The organism is Crocosphaera watsonii WH 8501, assembly GCF_000167195.1.
In the GTDB taxonomy this organism is placed as follows: domain Bacteria; phylum Cyanobacteriota; class Cyanobacteriia; order Cyanobacteriales; family Microcystaceae; genus Crocosphaera; species Crocosphaera watsonii.
Genome location: NZ_AADV02000012.1, coordinates 1 through 16,915, shown reverse-complemented (window position 1 = coordinate 16,915; position 16,915 = coordinate 1). Strand labels below are relative to the sequence as shown.

General features: G+C 38.7%; 13 protein-coding genes and 2 pseudogenes. 7 read left to right on the top strand and 8 right to left on the bottom strand.

All coding sequences use genetic code 11. From position 1 onward, the window contains the following. Window positions 1-120: 120 nt before the first annotated feature. From CWATDRAFT_RS12840 to CWATDRAFT_RS12830, 3 genes are all read left to right on the top strand, one after another. A complete protein-coding gene (locus CWATDRAFT_RS12840) occupies window positions 121-1,593 on the top strand; it encodes a BRCT domain-containing protein (protein WP_007305450.1) in 1,473 nt (490 codons plus the stop codon). A 205-nt stretch (window positions 1,594-1,798) separates the two neighbouring features. Further along, window positions 1,799-2,398, top strand: a complete 600-nt coding sequence (locus CWATDRAFT_RS12835) for a DUF1517 domain-containing protein (RefSeq protein WP_007305451.1) — start codon at window positions 1,799-1,801, stop codon at window positions 2,396-2,398. Further along, the gene (locus CWATDRAFT_RS12830; RefSeq protein ID WP_007305452.1) at window positions 2,398-3,249 is read left to right on the top strand and encodes a hypothetical protein; all 852 of its coding nucleotides are present in this window, start codon (window positions 2,398-2,400) and stop codon (window positions 3,247-3,249) included. The genes CWATDRAFT_RS12835 and CWATDRAFT_RS12830 overlap by 1 nt, the downstream gene beginning before the upstream one ends. Window positions 3,250-3,530: 281 nt before the next feature. Here CWATDRAFT_RS12830 and murJ read toward each other — a convergent pair whose 3' ends face one another. The 3 genes from murJ to CWATDRAFT_RS12815 form a co-directional block, all read right to left on the bottom strand. Beyond that, the gene (gene murJ, locus CWATDRAFT_RS12825; RefSeq protein ID WP_007305417.1) at window positions 3,531-5,141 is read right to left on the bottom strand and encodes a murein biosynthesis integral membrane protein MurJ; all 1,611 of its coding nucleotides are present in this window, start codon (window positions 5,139-5,141) and stop codon (window positions 3,531-3,533) included. Between the two features lie 74 nt (window positions 5,142-5,215). Next, window positions 5,216-6,355 carry an RRXRR domain-containing protein gene (locus CWATDRAFT_RS12820; protein WP_007305416.1) on the bottom strand — a complete coding sequence of 380 codons (1,140 nt, stop codon included), beginning with the start codon at window positions 6,353-6,355 and terminating at the stop codon, window positions 5,216-5,218. A 272-nt stretch (window positions 6,356-6,627) separates the two neighbouring features. Next, window positions 6,628-8,844 carry an exopolysaccharide transport family protein gene (locus CWATDRAFT_RS12815; protein WP_007305415.1) on the bottom strand — a complete coding sequence of 739 codons (2,217 nt, stop codon included), beginning with the start codon at window positions 8,842-8,844 and terminating at the stop codon, window positions 6,628-6,630. Window positions 8,845-9,143: 299 nt separating this feature from the next. Between CWATDRAFT_RS12815 and CWATDRAFT_RS12810 the strand changes: the two genes are divergently transcribed. Both CWATDRAFT_RS12810 and CWATDRAFT_RS12805 read left to right on the top strand, forming a co-directional pair. Next, entirely contained in the window at window positions 9,144-10,475 is a 1,332-nt protein-coding gene (locus tag CWATDRAFT_RS12810; RefSeq protein WP_007305453.1) for a DUF2330 domain-containing protein, read from the top strand. A 39-nt stretch (window positions 10,476-10,514) separates the two neighbouring features. Next, a pseudogene (locus CWATDRAFT_RS12805) lies at window positions 10,515-10,784 on the top strand (endonuclease domain-containing protein); the annotation flags it as partial. Window positions 10,785-10,913: 129 nt separating this feature from the next. Here the strand turns inward: CWATDRAFT_RS12805 and CWATDRAFT_RS12800 are convergent. Together CWATDRAFT_RS12800 and CWATDRAFT_RS12795 are read right to left on the bottom strand one after the other, a co-directional pair. Beyond that, window positions 10,914-11,261 (bottom strand): annotated as a pseudogene (locus CWATDRAFT_RS12800) (NF041680 family putative transposase); the annotation flags it as partial. Between the two features lie 119 nt (window positions 11,262-11,380). Next, a complete protein-coding gene (locus CWATDRAFT_RS12795; RefSeq protein WP_007303423.1) occupies window positions 11,381-11,776 on the bottom strand; it encodes a hypothetical protein in 396 nt (131 codons plus the stop codon). A gap of 79 nt (window positions 11,777-11,855) precedes the next feature. Here CWATDRAFT_RS12795 and CWATDRAFT_RS12790 point away from each other — a divergent pair, with 79 nt between their 5' ends. Continuing rightward, window positions 11,856-13,295 (top strand): NF041680 family putative transposase, encoded by a 1,440-nt coding sequence (locus CWATDRAFT_RS12790; RefSeq protein ID WP_007305455.1) that lies wholly within the window; start codon window positions 11,856-11,858, stop codon window positions 13,293-13,295. 138 nt (window positions 13,296-13,433) lie between these two features. Here the strand turns inward: CWATDRAFT_RS12790 and vapC are convergent, their stop codons facing one another. From vapC to coaD, 3 genes are all read right to left on the bottom strand, one after another. Beyond that, entirely contained in the window at window positions 13,434-13,841 is a 408-nt protein-coding gene (gene vapC / locus CWATDRAFT_RS12785; RefSeq protein WP_007305414.1) for a type II toxin-antitoxin system tRNA(fMet)-specific endonuclease VapC, read from the bottom strand. Further along, window positions 13,838-14,092: a FitA-like ribbon-helix-helix domain-containing protein gene (locus CWATDRAFT_RS12780; protein WP_007305413.1), complete on the bottom strand. Its 255-nt coding sequence runs from the start codon at window positions 14,090-14,092 to the stop codon at window positions 13,838-13,840. Before CWATDRAFT_RS12780 ends, vapC begins: the two co-directional genes overlap by 4 nt. Before the next feature lie 73 nt (window positions 14,093-14,165). After that, window positions 14,166-14,645 carry a pantetheine-phosphate adenylyltransferase gene (coaD, locus tag CWATDRAFT_RS12775; RefSeq protein WP_007305412.1) on the bottom strand — a complete coding sequence of 160 codons (480 nt, stop codon included), beginning with the start codon at window positions 14,643-14,645 and terminating at the stop codon, window positions 14,166-14,168. Between the two features lie 601 nt (window positions 14,646-15,246). Here coaD and glpX point away from each other — a divergent pair. Next, window positions 15,247-16,284 (top strand): class II fructose-bisphosphatase, encoded by a 1,038-nt coding sequence (glpX, locus tag CWATDRAFT_RS12770; RefSeq protein ID WP_007305456.1) that lies wholly within the window; start codon window positions 15,247-15,249, stop codon window positions 16,282-16,284. Window positions 16,285-16,915 lie beyond the last annotated feature (631 nt).

The following is a 16,915-nucleotide window of genomic DNA, read 5'->3' as shown; positions in this document are numbered from 1 at the left end:
GAAAGCGATCGCATTTTGATATAAGTAGAAACATGAGACAGTCTTGATTGCAGCTAGGACGCTACAAGGCTCGACACTGGAACTGGCTAGTTGCTATTTGTTTAGTAGGAGACATATTAGATGGTTAACCCATTAGTTTACGAAATTAGTTCGTTAATAGTTGTGTCAGGTGTTTTTGCTATCACCTATCTACGGTTTCGTAAGAGTCATTTACAACGAGAAGAAACTCTATTATATCAACAAAAACAGTTAACTCAAGAAAAAGGAAATCTTACAGAAAAATTAGATCATCTTGATAGCATTAATCAAGAGTTGACCGACAAAAATGAGCATTTACAAGAAAATTATGGTTACATCAAGGAAAAAGTAACAGTATTAGAAAGTAATATTAGTCAATTACATGGAGAGAAAAATAGTTTATCAAAAATACTTAAACAGGAACAAGATAAATTTATTATATCTGAACAAAAAAATCAATCTTTGTATGGAGAAAAAGAGCAGTTGCAACTAACTTATAAGAAAGAGTTGACTCAGGTTTACCAACAACTAGAAATTGTCAAAAAGGAACAAAAGAAAACCCATAGTCAGTTACAAGAAGCGACTCAAAATAATGGTTCTTTAAACCAAGAGTTAAAAATAGTTATAGCTAAACGAGAAGAATTAGAAAGTAGTTTAAGCAAACAACAGGAAACTATATCTTCTTTAGAGAAGCAACTAGAAACTACATCTCAGGAGAAAAATAGTTTAGAAAAAGAACTGCAACAGCAAATTAAAACTATTACTGAGGAAAAACAATCTTTAGAAAGTAGCTTAAGCAAACAACAGGAAACTATATCTTCTTTAGAGAAGCAACTAGAAACTACATCTCAGGAGAAAAATAGTTTAGAAAAAGAACTGCAACAGCAAATTAAAACTATTACTGAGGAAAAACAATCTTTAGAAAGTAGTTTAAGCAAACAACAGGAAACTATATCTTCTTTAGAGAAACAAATAGAAACTACATCTCAGGAGAAAAATAGTTTAGAAAAAGAACTGCAACAGCAAATTAAAACTATTACTGAGGAAAAACAATCTTTAGAAAGTAGTTTAAGCAAACAACAGGAAACTATATCTCAGAAGGACAATGGTTTAGAGAAAGAAGTACAACAGCAAGTTAAAACTATTACTGAGGAAAAACAATCTTTAGACAATAGTTTAACTCAACAAGAGGAAACTATATCCCAGGAGGACAATGGTTTAGAGCAAAAACAGTTAACTAACAACGAGAAAGGTGAAGCTATTTCAGAAGTCAAAAGTGAATCGGCCGAAGTAGAAGAAAGTAAAGAACAAGTTAAAAGTGAACTTGTTTTAAAGTCGAAAAAACTGGTAATTGTTGGCAGTTTAGACAGTATGAATAGAGAAAAAGCTAAATCTTTAGTGCAGCAAGTAGGAGGAAATTTAACCAGTTCTCCAAGTTCTAAAACCAACTATGTTGTTGTTGGGAAAAACCCTGGAGATAAGCTAAAAAAAGCCAAAAAATTCGGCATTGCTCAACTCTCCGAAACCCAGTTTCTAGAAGCATTGGCAGCAGCAGGGGTCACAGAAATAAACTAAGAATAAAAGACCCCAAAAGTGTGTTTTTAAAAGTGTAAAAAACTACATAGTTAAAATGGTGGGTTACGGTGCAGATAAAAACTTATAATGTTTTTATCCCATTGAACTACCCCACCCTACGATCAGGCCGAACTTGTTATCAAAACTGGAAAAATGATAGGCTTGAAGATAAAGTTTATTATTTAAAACATCTTAAGAATAACCTATGAGTGCTTGGGGCGATCGCCTGAACAAATTTACTGGAAAAACCCGTTATGTGGTTTGTCGCATCTTTGTGCATCTTGCCGGAGATGATATTGCTCCGTTATTAGGAGTCCTCAACCGCGCAGGAAGAAACGCCATCGACGCAGAAGGGGACTTAGAGGTGATTGGAGAGGGTTTAGTTGAAATTTCTCAAAATCTTCTACAAATGAGCCTTTACTGGCAATCTGCTGGGAATGAGGGAGACTTTTTTTGGAAAGAGGGAGAAGCAGGGGACTATGTTAACGAACTGTTTACCGACTCGGCCCAACGTTATCTAAGTGAAGTTTCCTCCTCCTCAGAAGATGAAAACACCCCTTTATCTTTGCCAGTGACTCGTAACTTGGTAGTGATGATAACCGTAGCTTTTAAGGGGGAAGAACCCGACTTAGAAACAAATTTAGCCGATAGAGAAGCGTTAGAATATGGATTAAAAGCCTTAATAAACCTTCACTATAGCCAACGGTTAGAAGCCATACAGGTTCACTATTCCCCGGCACAGTTTGGGGACCAACTCACCAATGATCAATTATTAATGAATTTTTCTGAACTCATACCCTTATAATGCGTAAATTACTAGCCATTTTCTTATCCATAACCCTGTGTTTGACCACGGTTGGTTGTGGTTCTTCCAACTCCGTTCAATCTTCTGCTCCTCGAAACAATAACGCCACTGTAACCCCTCCCAACCAAGTCAATGAGGGACGTTATCCGGTTCAACAAGCAGAATATGATGATGGTGACGGAACCTACAGTTTAATGTTGTTAAATACTCCTGCAGGAAAACCCCCCATTTATAAGACTCAAAACTTACAAATGGCGAGGTTAACCCCCGAAGACATCGAAAAAGGGGAAACCACTTATCTAGAAGTGACGGGGGATGAAGCAGTGATGTACCTCACCGAAGATTTTAAAATAGAGTACGTTCACACTGTCACCGAAACCCAAACTAACCCCCAAACAGGACAACCTCAAACAGTTGTTGTGCGTCGAGAATCCAATTTTTGGACCCCCTTTGCAGGTGCATTAGCTGGTCAAGCGTTGGGTAGTCTGTTGTTTAGGCCACAATACTATGTACCCCCCATGTACCAACCTGGAGGGGTGATGACTGGTTATGGTGGTTATGGCAATACTTTCACCCAAGCTAGTCAACGCTACCAAAGTAAGTATAATGCACCTCCTGCAGCCGTAAAAAATCGTCAAACCTTACGGACAAGCGGAAACCTCAACCGTTCCTCTTCTGGTTCCACTAGCACCCGTAACAGACAGTCTCCTAATGCTAGTAAGTCCAGTGGTTCTGGGTTTGGCTCCAGTCGCTTAGATAGTAGTGGTAAGTCCCGATCTAACGTTCAACGTCGCTCCGGGTTTGGTAGTAGTCGTCGTTCCCGTTCCCGTAGTATGAGACGAAGACGCTAAAGAAACTGATTAAATTTTAGAGGCGATCGCTTGATGAGAGGCGATCGTTTTTTCTGTAGCTATAAGGATATAGCACTACGCGTTATGGTTAGGACATCTATAAAATTGCAAAACCTTGTAGGCCGATGCACTCCCCACCTTAAAATAATGTCCTAATCTTTTTTTGTACTGCTATAGATCAGCAAACTAGCTAGTTTGAGCGAAAGTGCAAGATGTTAGTTTAGAGGTCAGAAATATTGAAAACATGATAATTTTTTATCTGTACAATCAAAAGAGCAACTCTATTTTTTCAATTTTCCTTTAATTCGAGACAGTAACATATAAACTTCTGGTAATTTTAATTGAATGGATAAGATTATAAAAATAGTAAAAGCAGTAACCACAGATAACAGTAATCGTAACAATTGTAAGAAGAAATTATTATCAGGATAAAACTGTTCCCAACCCCAACTAACACCATAACTACCTACACCAGCTAAAAAACTAATTCCTGTTAAAGCCAATAACGCCTTACCCCATTCTTGTAAAGGTAAACCCCCTAAACGATTATTGAGAATGCCTAAGAAAATAACCAGAGAAACTATATTAACCCCAATAGTTGCAAACACTAAACCAGGAGTTTGAAAAGGTTTATATAACAGAAAATCTAAAAAACCATTGAGAAAAATATTAAAAATACTAATTCTAAAGGGTGTTTCTCCATCCCCTAAAGCATAAAAAACCCTAACTAAAACATCCCTAGCCAAATAGAAAAACATTCCGATTCCATAAGCCATTAAAACAGGAATAACCAGATCAGCATCAGCAGATTTAAAAGCACCTCGTTGATAAACAACCCGAATAATAACAGGGGCTAAGGCTATAAAAATAGCCGTTAACGGTAACATAGTTAAAGCCGTTAATAATAACCCTTGACGAATTCTTACCTTTAATTCCGGCCAATTTTCAGGGGCAGTTAAACGAGAAAAAACCGGCATAAACGGCACTAAAATCATATTAGAAATAATACCCAAAGGCGTTAAATAAATAAAATTTGCATAACGCATAGCAGCCGCTGCATTGGGGATAAACGAGGCAAAAAAGAAGTCAGTATAAGTATTAATCTGTAACATCCCTGATGATAGAGTAGCCGGGCCCATCACCTTCATCACATCCATCACCCCAGGAATACGCCAATTAAAGCGTAACCTTAGTTTACCCATTCCTGCTTGCCATTGGGCCCATAGTTGCGCTAACCACTGTAAAACCCCTCCTACTAAAGTTCCTCCGGCTAAAACCATGGCCCCTAAATACCAATTTTCGGGGTTATTCAGATTAGTTCCTAACTGCCACATTAAGGTCACAACACCAATAACAATGGCCACACTAGAAAACAAGGGGCTAATACTGGGTAAGAGATATTGATCCGCAGCGTTGAGGGTTCCAAAACCGATGCCAACCAGCCCTGCCAACAAAGCTAATGGGGCCATAATTTGTAATTGTTGAACAGCGATCGCTTTAACCTCACCTCCCAACCCCGGGGCCAACATAGAGATAAAAGTATCCGCAAAGACGATTAAAACCACCGTAACCAACAATAAAACCAGACTGACTAAGGTAGTTACCGTTTCCACTAAGGGAGCAGCTTCTGACTTATCTCGTTTCTCTAAAACACTAATTAAGGCACTATGAAACGGTCCATTGATACCCCCCAGTAAAATTAATAAAAAACCAGGGATAACGTAAGCGTAGGCGTAAGCATTATAGACGGAGCCTACCCCGAAAGCTGCTGCGATCGCCTGTTCACGGACTAAACCAAACACTTTACTAACCAGGGTAGCCACAGCTACAAGGCCAGCAATACTCACTAAAGAACGGGACTTTTTTTGATTAAGAGACACAGCACCCCTCATGACAAATCGTCATCGTGAAATATGCGAGTGGAAACCCCGTCGTCTGAAAACGTCGGGGAGGAAACGAGCATCAACTAACAAACAGTTGCTCCAACGAAGTCCGCTTCCTGTTTACAAATTAACCCCGTAGAGCGTTGGAGCAACACTACTTTCGAGGCAGTAAATTGTCCTAGTCTTTTCCAATCAAAATTGGAAACTGAGACTTGTTTAGCCGTATCACCAGAACACCAGCCATAAAAGACTTTCCCAGCCTTAATAGCTTTAACAAAATCTCCTTTTCTGATGTTATGACGAGTAACTGTCCCTCCGTACTTTCGTCTTTTACCTCCTTTAATTGGTAACATTAAGTGAAGTTGACGACGACTAATAGGAGGACGTTTAATTACCATGAATTGACAAGCAGTAATAGTTACATTGCCTTGCCAAATATGTCCATGATTATTACCCGAACAATGGGCTTTATACTCAAGAAATTGATAACAAGCCAAGGTAACACCATCTACAGCATGGGAACTAGCTGTTTGTTTAGACTTATTTTTAGATTTATCTAACCTAAGATGTTTTCTAAGATTAGAAGTTTGCCAACCGTAAATAGTATGAACATTGCCCAACTTTTCTAATTGTTTGAGCATCCATTTCTGTCCTACCATAACGGCTGAAAATCCTTTCCCTGACTTAGCTCCTTTCCGTCCAGATGTTAAATCAACATCTGCTTTGACGTACTCAAAGTAAATATCAGTAATAGGAAATACTTTGCACAGTTGTTGAATAACTCTTAACTCAAGTTGTCGATTAGCTTTAATTGACGGTGGTAACTTACTTTGTTTTCGGTTTGAAAATCGCTTTTGACGATGCGCTCTTAGATGAAAAGGTAATTTACGATTAATGCGTCTCCCTCTTCTTCCTCGTCGCATCATCCGACGATTATTCATCCGTTCTCGAACTTTCTTAAAAGGTAGTTCAAGATGTGCTGTAAATAAAGTATATTTTGAGGATTGAACACCAATACCAGAAAAATGCTTACCTGGATCTATTCCTACAGAAACAGACTGAGTTTTGGTGTCAGATGATTTGACTAAAAGTTGAACATAAAACTGCCCTAAATCGTTGAATTTTCCGACAGCTTTCCCGTCAGATATCCATCGTCTAACTCGACTTGCTTTGGTCGGCATTAATGGGGTTCCGTCTGGTGATAAAACAGGGACTCTTAACATGGAGATAATCCTCAAGAGTAAAGTTGTGGTCTCTTTGCCCACCTAATCTAAGATGTCTTGCCATTACGCCCGTCTTCCCAAAAAGACTTAAAGATAATCCAAACTAGAGAAGTATTTGGAAGTTTGTGCCAAGATTAGGCGAAAAAGGGCTATTCAACACTTAACGTTGCTAACTTTGGGTTTGGCAATCCCTAACTTCAACGCAGCGTAGCTTCGTTCAGTTAGGGTTGTTGAATTATTATTCAAGATTCTGTGACGTGACACAAGAGGGTTTAGATCGGATTTTCTCTAAGTACAGGAATTTCTCTGATATCGGCATTACCTCTCCCATTTTCATCCTCATTATTGTCTGTCTCTGGTATATCCACCGTTGGTGCAACTAAATCTTCTATACCGTTGACCACTGCCCCCAAAACAGGAACCTCTGCATCCGATAATTGATCAATAGCCTCGTTTAACAAACTAGAGCGAGTAAATCCGGGTCTAGTGATCAAAACTAAGCCATCGGTTAACGACTCTAATAACAGAGCATCATTACAGCGTGAGAGGGATGGAGAATCAATAATCACCATATCGTAGCGTCCTCTGGCATCCTTTAAGAGTAATTGTAGCTCACTGGATTCCATGATAGCTGCTGCCTGACGTTGGGGACCGGGACTAGGTAAGAGGTATAAATTAGCCACTCCAGGGACTAAACTAACGGCATCAGTGCGATTATTGTAGAAACGTAGGGGTTCTAAATGATTATTGGGGTTGGGGGTAACTTCTAACCATTGGGCTTTAGAAGGGGATCTTAAGTCAGCTTCTACGAGCAAAGTGCGTTTTCCTGCTTGTGCTGAAGCAATAGCCAAATTATAAGCCGTTGCACTTTTCCCTTCTTCGTTACTAACACTGGTGATCATCACAACTTTAGACACATCCGACCCCAAGCGACGCAAGTTACTACGAAACCGCTCATAGAAACTTAAATCACCTGCGTCTCCATCCAATAAAGCAGGACTAAGATCCTCTCGGTAAAGGGAACTATAGATAAATGGTAATTGACCCAAAACTGGAACTTCACGGTCAACCAGAGAATCTCGCAGTTCTTGGGGTGTGTGTAGGCGATCGTCAATTAAAGCCAGTAGGAGAATGACCCCTAACCCTGCGACCAAACCAACACCACCGCCAAGTCCTATAATTAATACTTTGTTTTTTTGTTCGGGTTGTGGGGGAGGAGAGGGGCGATAATTGGCAGGAACCGCCACTGATAAACTGCCTACTGTTTCGGCTTCTGCTGATTGTGCATCCACTAATGCCGTCAGAATGTTTTGATAAACAATCCTCTGAAATTCAACTTCTTGAACCAATTTTGCTTGTTGTAACTGTTTATCTGGAAATTTTTCGTACTGTTCCCGTAATTTTTGTTCTGTTGCAATTACTGAATTTAATTGTCTGAATAATCCAGCACGTCTGGTTTCCAGGGCTAAGAGTTGATTGGCTAACCTTTGTCTACTGGGGTCTAAACTACTATCTTGACGAATTTGACTGATAGGAACCGGAGCTAAGTCTCTGGCTCCAATTAATTCTTGCGCCCTTTGTTGAAAAAGGGTTTCATTGACTTGTTTTTCCTTAAGGAGTTTTACAATAGTGGGGTGTTCCGGTCGCAAATCTAGTTTTAATCTTTCGAGTTGTTGTTCTATCCCCAGAATTTGCCCCCGTAAACCCGCTAAAATCGGGTCAGCACTCAAGGCAACTGAGGCATAAGCCTGCTCTGGTGTCAACCCCAATTGGTTGATTAAACTGTTGATTCGACCATCGATTTCTTGTAGGGCTAATCCTAATTCCCGTTGTCTCTGTTGACTGCTGGTAATTCCACTGACAAGACTACCATATTGAATAGCCAGTAAATCTGAACCTTGCTGGGAAACGTAGCGATAAAAGCGGTTTTCTGCTTCAGTTAACTCATTTTTAACTTGCTCTAGTCGTCTACTCAGGGCATCAATCCGACTTCTCAATTCAGATGTGTTTAACCAACGGCTATTATCCACCATCTCTTCCATAAAAACCTCTAAGATTAGTGTGGCACGAGTGGGGGATTCCCTGTCGGTGTATTGTAATCTAATTCTCCCTACTTCTCCTTCTTCGGGTACGTCTACAACTAAATTTCTTTCTCGCATCTTACGAATCTCTTGAGGTGATAGCTTTACCCCATTTTTCTCCAGTCTATTTGTAGCTCTCTGAAATACCCGTCCAGACAAGAGGGTTCCTTTACTCAAGGATATTCCCCGTCCTTGAGCTTGTAGTTCGTTTCCTGTGGTGGTGAAAGCCGGTGGTAGTTCTTTAGGGATCAATTGTCCAAACGCTGAGTAGGTAGGGGCTGGGGGTGGTGCAGGTGGTTGTAAGGCGATTAAACCCGATACCCCACAACCCGCTACCAGGGTCAAAAATCCTAACCAGTAGTTTTGTTGGAAAGAAATAGCAAATCGTTTAACAATTGGGGGAGCCATAACATTTTAATAATATTAATATAGATGCTACTATTGTATAGAGTTTTAGTTTTACATGATAGCTACTATTAGAGCTTGTTTCAGTTGAATCTCTAATACGATCAGGGGAAAGTAGGGGAAAAATGCCCATGACACAAGACTTTCCAGTTTGTTAATATTTTTTTTAGTTTTGTTATTGTAACTACTGTTATCATTGATAGCACGATTGCCCCAAGAATAATTAATGCCCTATCTAGGATTGTCTAGGTTTTCGTCTTCTAGAAAAAGCTCACCCAGGCAGCAAAAATAGGAATGACACCATGAAATTAAGTCGTAGTTTAACTCTTTTCTGTTTGATTTTTTTGTTCTTATTGATTTCTATGAACTCTGCTGCCGCTTTTTGTGGTTTTTATGTGGCAAAAGCTGATAGTAATCTCTATAATCAAGCTTCTCAGGTGGTTATTGCCAGGGACGGAAAACGCACTGTTTTAACTATGGCTAATGATTATCAAGGGGAGGTTGATGACTTTGCCATGGTGGTTCCAGTTCCTGTTATTTTAAAAGAAGAACAAGTCAAGGTAGGGGAACCAGAAATTATTGAAAGATTGGATGCTTTTAGTGCGCCCAGATTAGTAGAATACTTTGGTGAAGATCCTTGTGGTCGTTCCTATTTAGAAGACGAAGTTTTAAGGGCTCCGACGGCTCCTCGATCTGCTCCAGAAATGAGTTCCAGTCGTGATAATGCTTTGGAGGTAACGGTTGAAGAAGAGTTTACCGTGGGAGAGTATGATATCGTTATTTTGAGCGCAAAAGAATCCAATGGTTTAGAAATTTGGTTAAGGGAAAATGGCTATAAAATTCCTAACGGAGCGAGTACAATTTTACGTCCTTATATTCAGCAAAATCTCAAATTTTTTGTAGCTAAAGTAAATTTAACCGAATACGAAAATACAGGGTTTAAATCTCTTCGTCCTTTGATGATGGCCTACGAATCTCCTAAATTTATGTTACCCATTCGTTTAGGAATGTTGAATGCTCAGGGAGAACAAGATTTAATCGTTTACTTGTTATCCCCTAAAGGACAAATAGAATTAACCAATTATCGCACAGTTAAAGTTCCTTCTAATTTAAAAATTCCCGAGTTTGTTCAACAAGAATTTGCTCCTTTTTATAAAGCTATGTTTAGCAAAAGTTATGAATATAATGGCAAAAAAGTAGCTTTTATTGAATATGCTTGGAACATGGCTAATTGTGATCCTTGTTCGGCACAACCTTTAAACCGTGAAGAGTTAAAAAAAACAGGAGTATTTTGGTTGAATAATAACCGTTTTAATAATGTATTTATTACCCTTCTTCATATTCGTTATCAACGGGAAAATTTTCCTGAAGATTTGAAGTTTCAAGAAACGGCTAATAATCAGTTCTTTCAAGGAAGATATATTATTCGTCGTCCTTTTCGAGAAAAACGTAACTGTGATGCAGCTAAAAGTTATTATCAATCTGTTCGAGAAAGACAAGACAAAGAAGCTATAACTCTATCTCGTTTAACAGGATGGAATATTTATGATATTCGTAAAAAAATTGATTTTATTGACTTTGAAGATGTCCCTTGGTGGCGACAAATTTTCGGATTTTATATAAAATCAAACTAAAAGCCCCCCTTAGTAAAGGGGGTTGGGGGGATCAATCTTATGAACTATTTACCATACAATAAAAACCTAGTATCAAGGGCTAAAGAATTAAGAAAAAATCTGACTTTAGCTGAGAAAAAAATTTGGTACAAATATTTAATAAATTATCAATATCGTGTTTATCGACAGCGGCCTATTGATAATTTTGTTGTTGATTTTTATTGTCCTAAGTTAAAGTTGGTAATTGAAATTGATGGTGATAGTCATTACAGGGAAAATGCTCAGGAATACGATAGTCAAAGAACTGAAATATTACAAGGTTATGGTTTAATTGGACTTTGGACAAAAAAAGTTTGTTAGCGTATATTTTACGCTAAACTAAAATCCCAAAATATCGGCTCTGTATCAGTCAATAAAATTGGCTGACAAATAGGGCTAATCTATAGATTCTGAGGAAAACTAAGGAGCTTTTAAGTTTTCAGTTGATTTTTTGCTCCCTTTCTTGATAACATCATGACGAGTTCGTGGGGCTTTTTTGTAACCTTTAATACGTCCGGAAGAAAAACCTCGACGTTTGGGAAATTTGGCGAAAGTCCCCAAGGTCGTAATTATTCTTGAAAAGTCTCTTTGAACTAGACTAGGGGTGATTTTGATGGATTTATTAGTCTTCAAATACTGTTCCCAATCACGGGGTAAAACCACAGCTAATTTTCTGGCAGCCCACAAATTTACATAAGAAAGAAGTGTTAGTTTAAACCAATTTTCTTCATGATGTACATCGGGAGTTAAATATTGGACTTTGGATAAAAAACAATTGTTAGCGTAAATTTTACGCTAAGCATATCTCCAGAGCTAAAATAGAGAATTAAGGTGATTTTAAAAACTCTCTTTCCATCTTTTTAGGGGATTTTAAATATTAAATAGCTTCATTCAGTTTCGGTTCCAATATAGATATCTAAGTAGCTTTCAGTTAGAGATTGAATGACTCGTTCTAATTCATCAATGAGATTTCTTCTAGTGAGTTTTTCTACAGCATCAATATGAGCAGAACTTCCGGCTCGTCCTAAATATTTATATTTGGTTTTTTTCTCATTATTAGTGGCCATAGGAAAAATTGATTCAGCAGCCTGTAGTTTATAATACCAGTAGATTGTTCCCTTTCGATTAACCTGATAACGAATAATATGACAATTAGCTGGTGCTACTTCCCCTTCCCGTTCAATTTTCTTTATTTTCTGTTTAAGAGAGCGAATTAGACTCTTAATTTGTTTGGCTCTCAGGTGGACATCTTGACTGGTCTTAAGTTCGGAATGTGATGACATTAGCCTTAACTGTAACAAACAACCTCTTTTGATGTTAGCGTATATATTCAGCTAATTTATAAGGTAATAAATTTTAAAAATGACCAAAAATGAAACGGCTACGTCTGTCGAGGAATTCCTGGTGTGGAGGTCTAACCTCTTCCAAGGACTAAAAGCTAGAAAAGAAACTATTATAGAATTACTCGATGCCCTCTCCAGTAACCAACAAGCTCACTCAGTCGTTGAATTGTCTCTCAATCCTTTATTTAGAAGAGATTATAACAGTTTATATAGAGGAATTCAAGAGTTTTTACCCACTCAAACTGACCCTAATTATGAACAGAGAATTGAGACTTTATTTTCAGCGGTATCGAGAACAATTCCTCCCACTTCAAAACATTATAACTTATTTGGTATTGACACAACTCCCTGTCCACGACCGTTTGCCGAAACGTTAGCGGATAAAACCTTTATTCATTACCCCAATCCAATTAAGGGAAATAAACCCATTAATATTGGACATTGTTATTCCGTTGTCTGCGCTTTACCTGACCAAATAGACACAGAAAAAGTCCCTTGGGCTGTCCCCTTATCAGGAGAGCTAGTCCCCTCTAAACATAAAGGAGTAAATCAAGGCAATCAACAACTAAAAAAAATCTGGCAAAGTTCTTTATTTTCTGATAAATTATCTGTCTTAGTGGCTGATAGTGACTACAGCCAAAAGGATTTTATTGGGGAACAAGTTAAGCATGAAGACCTAGTTACTATTACAAGAGTTAGAAGTGACCGAGTTTTTTATCGTCAATTTATTCGGGACCCAAATCAAGCCAAAACTTCGGGACATCCCCGTTGGTATGGGGATAAATTTGACCTTAAAGATGACCAAACTTGGACTGAACCTGATGAAGTTCATCATGTTCCCTTTACAACGAAAAAAGGTCGTCAATTAACAGTGACTATTTCGGGATGGAAACAGATGTTAATGAGAGGAACTAAAAACTATAAAATGAACAATCACCCCTTTACTTTACTCCAGATTGTTGTCAGAGCTCAAGAAAGAAATAGTATTTGGAAACCTATGTGGCTTATTGTTATTGGTTCTCGGCGCGATGAGTTAAGTTTAGTTGATTGTTATCAGTGTTATCGACAACGTTATGACATGGAACATCTTTTTCGATTTGGTAAACAAAGATTATTGATGACATCTTATTTAACTCCCGATGTACATCATGAAGAAAATTGGTTTAAACTAACACTTCTTTCTTATGTAAATTTGTGGGCTGCCAGAAAATTAGCTGTGGTTTTACCCCGTGATTGGGAACAGTATTTGAAGACTAATAAATCCATCAAAATCACCCCTAGTCTAGTTCAAAGAGACTTTTCAAGAATAATTACGACCTTGGGGACTTTCGCCAAATTTCCCAAACGTCGAGGTTTTTCTTCCGGACGTATTAAAGGTTACAAAAAAGCCCCACGAACTCGTCATGATGTTATCAAGAAAGGGAGCAAAAAATCAACTGAAAACTTAAAAGCTCCTTAGTTTTCCTCAGAATCTATAGATTAGCCCTATTTGTCAGCCAATTTTATTGACTGATACAGAGCCGATATTTTGGGATTTTAGTTTAGCGTAAAATATACGCTAACAAACTTTTTTGTCCAAAGTCCAAAACTCCGCGCCTCACGTAACTATTTCCCAGTCTTCGTATAATAACCCTTCAATACGTCCAAATTCCCGAATATTATGAGTCACAAGGGTTAAATTATTGGCGATCACAATGGCAGCGATTTGTAAATCATAACCACCGATGGGAGTTCCTTTTCGTTCTAAGTCTGCTCGAATAACCCCATAAATTTCTGCTGACTTATCATCAAAAGGAAGAGAAACAAAACGGCTAAAAAATTGACGTTGTTTATTCAGTTTTTCCTCTCGTTTCCGACTTTTCATTGCACCATAAAATAACTCAGATTTAACCACGGAACAAACTGCAATATCATTAGCTGATAAACTATCTAAACGAGTTCTTACCCTAGAATCAGCAAACTTTAAATAGACAATACAAGTGTTACTATCAAGTAAATAAATCATTCTAATTCCTCTCTAATAGGATAGTCTCCTTGAGGATGTCTAACAAATGTATCATCATCGATAGAACCTGCTGTTTTATCAATAAATTCATGCCATTCTAACTGACTAGCATTATCCTCCAAATTTTCCTTAATTAACTCCCTTCTCAAAATAACCTTAATTTCATCGGTTAAACTACGACCATGAGAAGTGGCTTGAGTTTCTAACTTTTCTAAAATTTCAGGGTCAAGATTATCAAGAATAATAGTCATAACGTTAATACTCCCTCAAAAAAATATCATTAATATTGTTAATTTTCAGCGCAATCTAATGGACTATTTTTGTCTAATTTATGTTATAATAGTGTAGGAGATCCTGATATACATTTTCAGGAACCAAATGAGAGATAGAGCCACCAAACTGAGCAATTTCTTTAACGGTGCTACTACTCAAAAAACTATACTCTTTACTGGTAGCCAAGAAAACAGTTTGCACCTCTTGAGCTAGAGTTTTATTAGTATGAGCCATTTGTAACTCTTTCTCAAAATCAGACAACACCCGTAAACCCCGTAACAATACCTGAGCATTGCGTAACTTGGCATAATCTACAGTTAAACCCGTATAACTATCCACCTCAACCGTGGGTAAATGTTGCGTACATTCAGTAATCTGTTCAATCCTTTTTTCCACAGAAAACAAAGGTTTTTTACTGGGATTATACATGATCGTCACAATCACTTTTTCAAACAATATAACCCCTCGCTCAATAATATCAAGATGACCAAGGGTAATGGGATCAAAACTTCCTGGATAAATAGCAATCATTTTCAGGACTCGATTTATTATTAGACTTAGTGGGGGCGGAGAGACTTGAACTCTCACGATCTCGCGATCAACGGATTTTCATTCTCTTGCAGCTTTCGCTACTGCATCATCTGAGCTTTGAGAATTGGACTCTCCCTTTACCCTCAGCTTAATCTGTTAGGGTAGCTCCCGTCGAGTCTCTGCACCTTCTAAACCCTTCCAGATTTAGCTTGGCTCAGGATTGCCTTATCTATTAGAATAGACGTAGGTTTCCCTGAATTTGAGAGCTTACACTTGTAAGATTTCTCTAACAAGGCTCAATTTTACTTAAGTCCGTAGCGTCTACCATTCCGCCACGCCCCCGTCAGGTCAGAAACTAAATTAGCTTTTTTCACCGACAATTATCTATTGTAGCACAAGATTCTCTTTTGGTGAAGAATTTTTGAATTTTTTTTTTTAGGCTGAGAATTTTTGCTGGCTAATACCCTGTTATATCGGTTCTTTTAGCATTTTCTTAAGAAAAAATTTAATCAGATACCCGAACTCTGATAGACTTTTGACTAAGGTTTAAATTTCAGACCACGCCTGAGAACTTAAGATAAGCAGATAGGGAGGACATACCTTGGAAAGCACACTAGGTTTAGAAATTATTGAAGTTGTCGAACAAGCGGCGATCGCTTCAGCCAAATGGATGGGTAAAGGCGAGAAAAATACTGCTGACGAAGTAGCAGTAGAAGCCATGCGCGAAAGAATGAACAAAATTCATATGCGTGGCCGGATCGTCATTGGAGAAGGAGAACGGGATGATGCTCCCATGCTCTATATCGGTGAAGAAGTTGGCATTTGTACCCAGGAAGATGCCAAAAATGTCTGTAACCCAGAAGAATTGATTGAAATTGACATCGCTGTTGACCCCTGTGAAGGAACCAACCTGGTTGCTTACGGACAAAACGGTTCTATGGCTGTATTGGCTATTTCTGAAAAAGGCGGTTTATTTGCTGCCCCTGACTTCTACATGAAGAAGTTAGCCGCTCCTCCTGCAGCGAAAGGTCACGTTGACATCAATAAATCAGCTACCGAAAATCTCCAAATCTTAGGAGACTGCTTAGAACGTAGCGTTGAGGAATTAGTAGTTGTGGTGATGGATCGTCCTCGTCACAAAGAATTAATTCAAGAAATTCGTGCGGCTGGCGCAAGAGTTCGTCTCATCAGCGATGGTGACGTTTCTGCTGCTATTTCCTGTGGGTTCGCTGGAACCAATATTCACGCCTTAATGGGTATTGGTGCTGCTCCTGAAGGGGTAATTTCAGCCGCTGCCATGCGTTGTTTAGGCGGTCACTTCCAAGGACAATTAATTTATGATCCTGAAGTGGTCAAAACCGGATTAATTGGAGAAAGCCGTGACGGAAACTTGGCTCGTCTCAAAGAGATGGGTATCGAAGACCCTGACAGGGTTTACACCGATAGTGAATTAGCCAGTGGTGAAACTGTCTTATTTGCTGCTTGTGGTATTACTCCAGGAACCTTAATGGAAGGTGTTCGCTTCTTCCACGGTGGTGCCAGAACCCAAAGTTTGGTTATCTCCAGTCAGTCTCAGACAGCGCGCTTTGTAGATACCATCCATATCCAAGAACAGCCTAAGTATATCGAACTCAAATAAGAGCCTTTTCAAGATAGGAAATCAAATCCTATCTTGATACTTTGAACCCCCCAGTTCCAATTAGTCATTGACTAAGGGAGCTAGAGGGTTAAATTCTTTTTGGCGGGTCTCTGGTTGAAACCTAACTGCCGGAAGGAACTCCAGCCTAGGTTAGATCCAAGGGGACTTAACTTCTAGAGTACGGCCCCGGCACACAGCCGGCTAACTTCAACCAAGAGACCCACGATTTTACTACTACTATCTGACATGGGCATCAACTCCTGTTTCCCTGAACTGTTTTTACTTAATGTTTACTTGTGCTTAGTCTTAGCGCAGGTCTCCTAAAAAATCACGCGTAGAACGAAAAATTTTTCAGATATTTGGGGACAACCCCAAATGTTGATGTTCATGGAAGCGTGAAAATGATACAGTGCCCTCCCTTCCCCATAAATCAACCTATTTTCCTGGCACGGGTATGACTAACTAAGGCTTGTCCGGGCAAAATTTTACTTCGACGTATGAAATATTACCCCAAAGGTTTTCCCTTGATTAACGAAAATTTAACCGGTAGACACCCTGTTTTATACCGGGTAATTCTGACCCATAGCGGCTGGGGAAAACCCGTGGCGCAAATTTCTCAAGATAATGTTCT

What these genes read in the sequence shown, in the direction of transcription:
- CWATDRAFT_RS12840 (WP_007305450.1), top strand. Translation starts at nt 121, where the DNA reads ATGGTTAACCCATTAGTTTACGAAATTAGTTCGTTAATAGTTGTGTCA.
- CWATDRAFT_RS12835 (WP_007305451.1), top strand. Translation starts at nt 1,799, where the DNA reads ATGAGTGCTTGGGGCGATCGCCTGAACAAATTTACTGGAAAAACCCGT.
- CWATDRAFT_RS12830 (WP_007305452.1), top strand. Translation starts at nt 2,398, where the DNA reads ATGCGTAAATTACTAGCCATTTTCTTATCCATAACCCTGTGTTTGACC.
- murJ (WP_007305417.1), bottom strand. Translation starts at nt 5,141, where the DNA reads ATGAGGGGTGCTGTGTCTCTTAATCAAAAAAAGTCCCGTTCTTTAGTG.
- CWATDRAFT_RS12820 (WP_007305416.1), bottom strand. Translation starts at nt 6,355, where the DNA reads ATGTTAAGAGTCCCTGTTTTATCACCAGACGGAACCCCATTAATGCCG.
- CWATDRAFT_RS12815 (WP_007305415.1), bottom strand. Translation starts at nt 8,844, where the DNA reads ATGGCTCCCCCAATTGTTAAACGATTTGCTATTTCTTTCCAACAAAAC.
- CWATDRAFT_RS12810 (WP_007305453.1), top strand. Translation starts at nt 9,144, where the DNA reads ATGAAATTAAGTCGTAGTTTAACTCTTTTCTGTTTGATTTTTTTGTTC.
- CWATDRAFT_RS12795 (WP_007303423.1), bottom strand. Translation starts at nt 11,776, where the DNA reads ATGTCATCACATTCCGAACTTAAGACCAGTCAAGATGTCCACCTGAGA.
- CWATDRAFT_RS12790 (WP_007305455.1), top strand. Translation starts at nt 11,856, where the DNA reads ATGACCAAAAATGAAACGGCTACGTCTGTCGAGGAATTCCTGGTGTGG.
- vapC (WP_007305414.1), bottom strand. Translation starts at nt 13,841, where the DNA reads ATGATTTATTTACTTGATAGTAACACTTGTATTGTCTATTTAAAGTTT.
- CWATDRAFT_RS12780 (WP_007305413.1), bottom strand. Translation starts at nt 14,092, where the DNA reads ATGACTATTATTCTTGATAATCTTGACCCTGAAATTTTAGAAAAGTTA.
- coaD (WP_007305412.1), bottom strand. Translation starts at nt 14,645, where the DNA reads ATGATTGCTATTTATCCAGGAAGTTTTGATCCCATTACCCTTGGTCAT.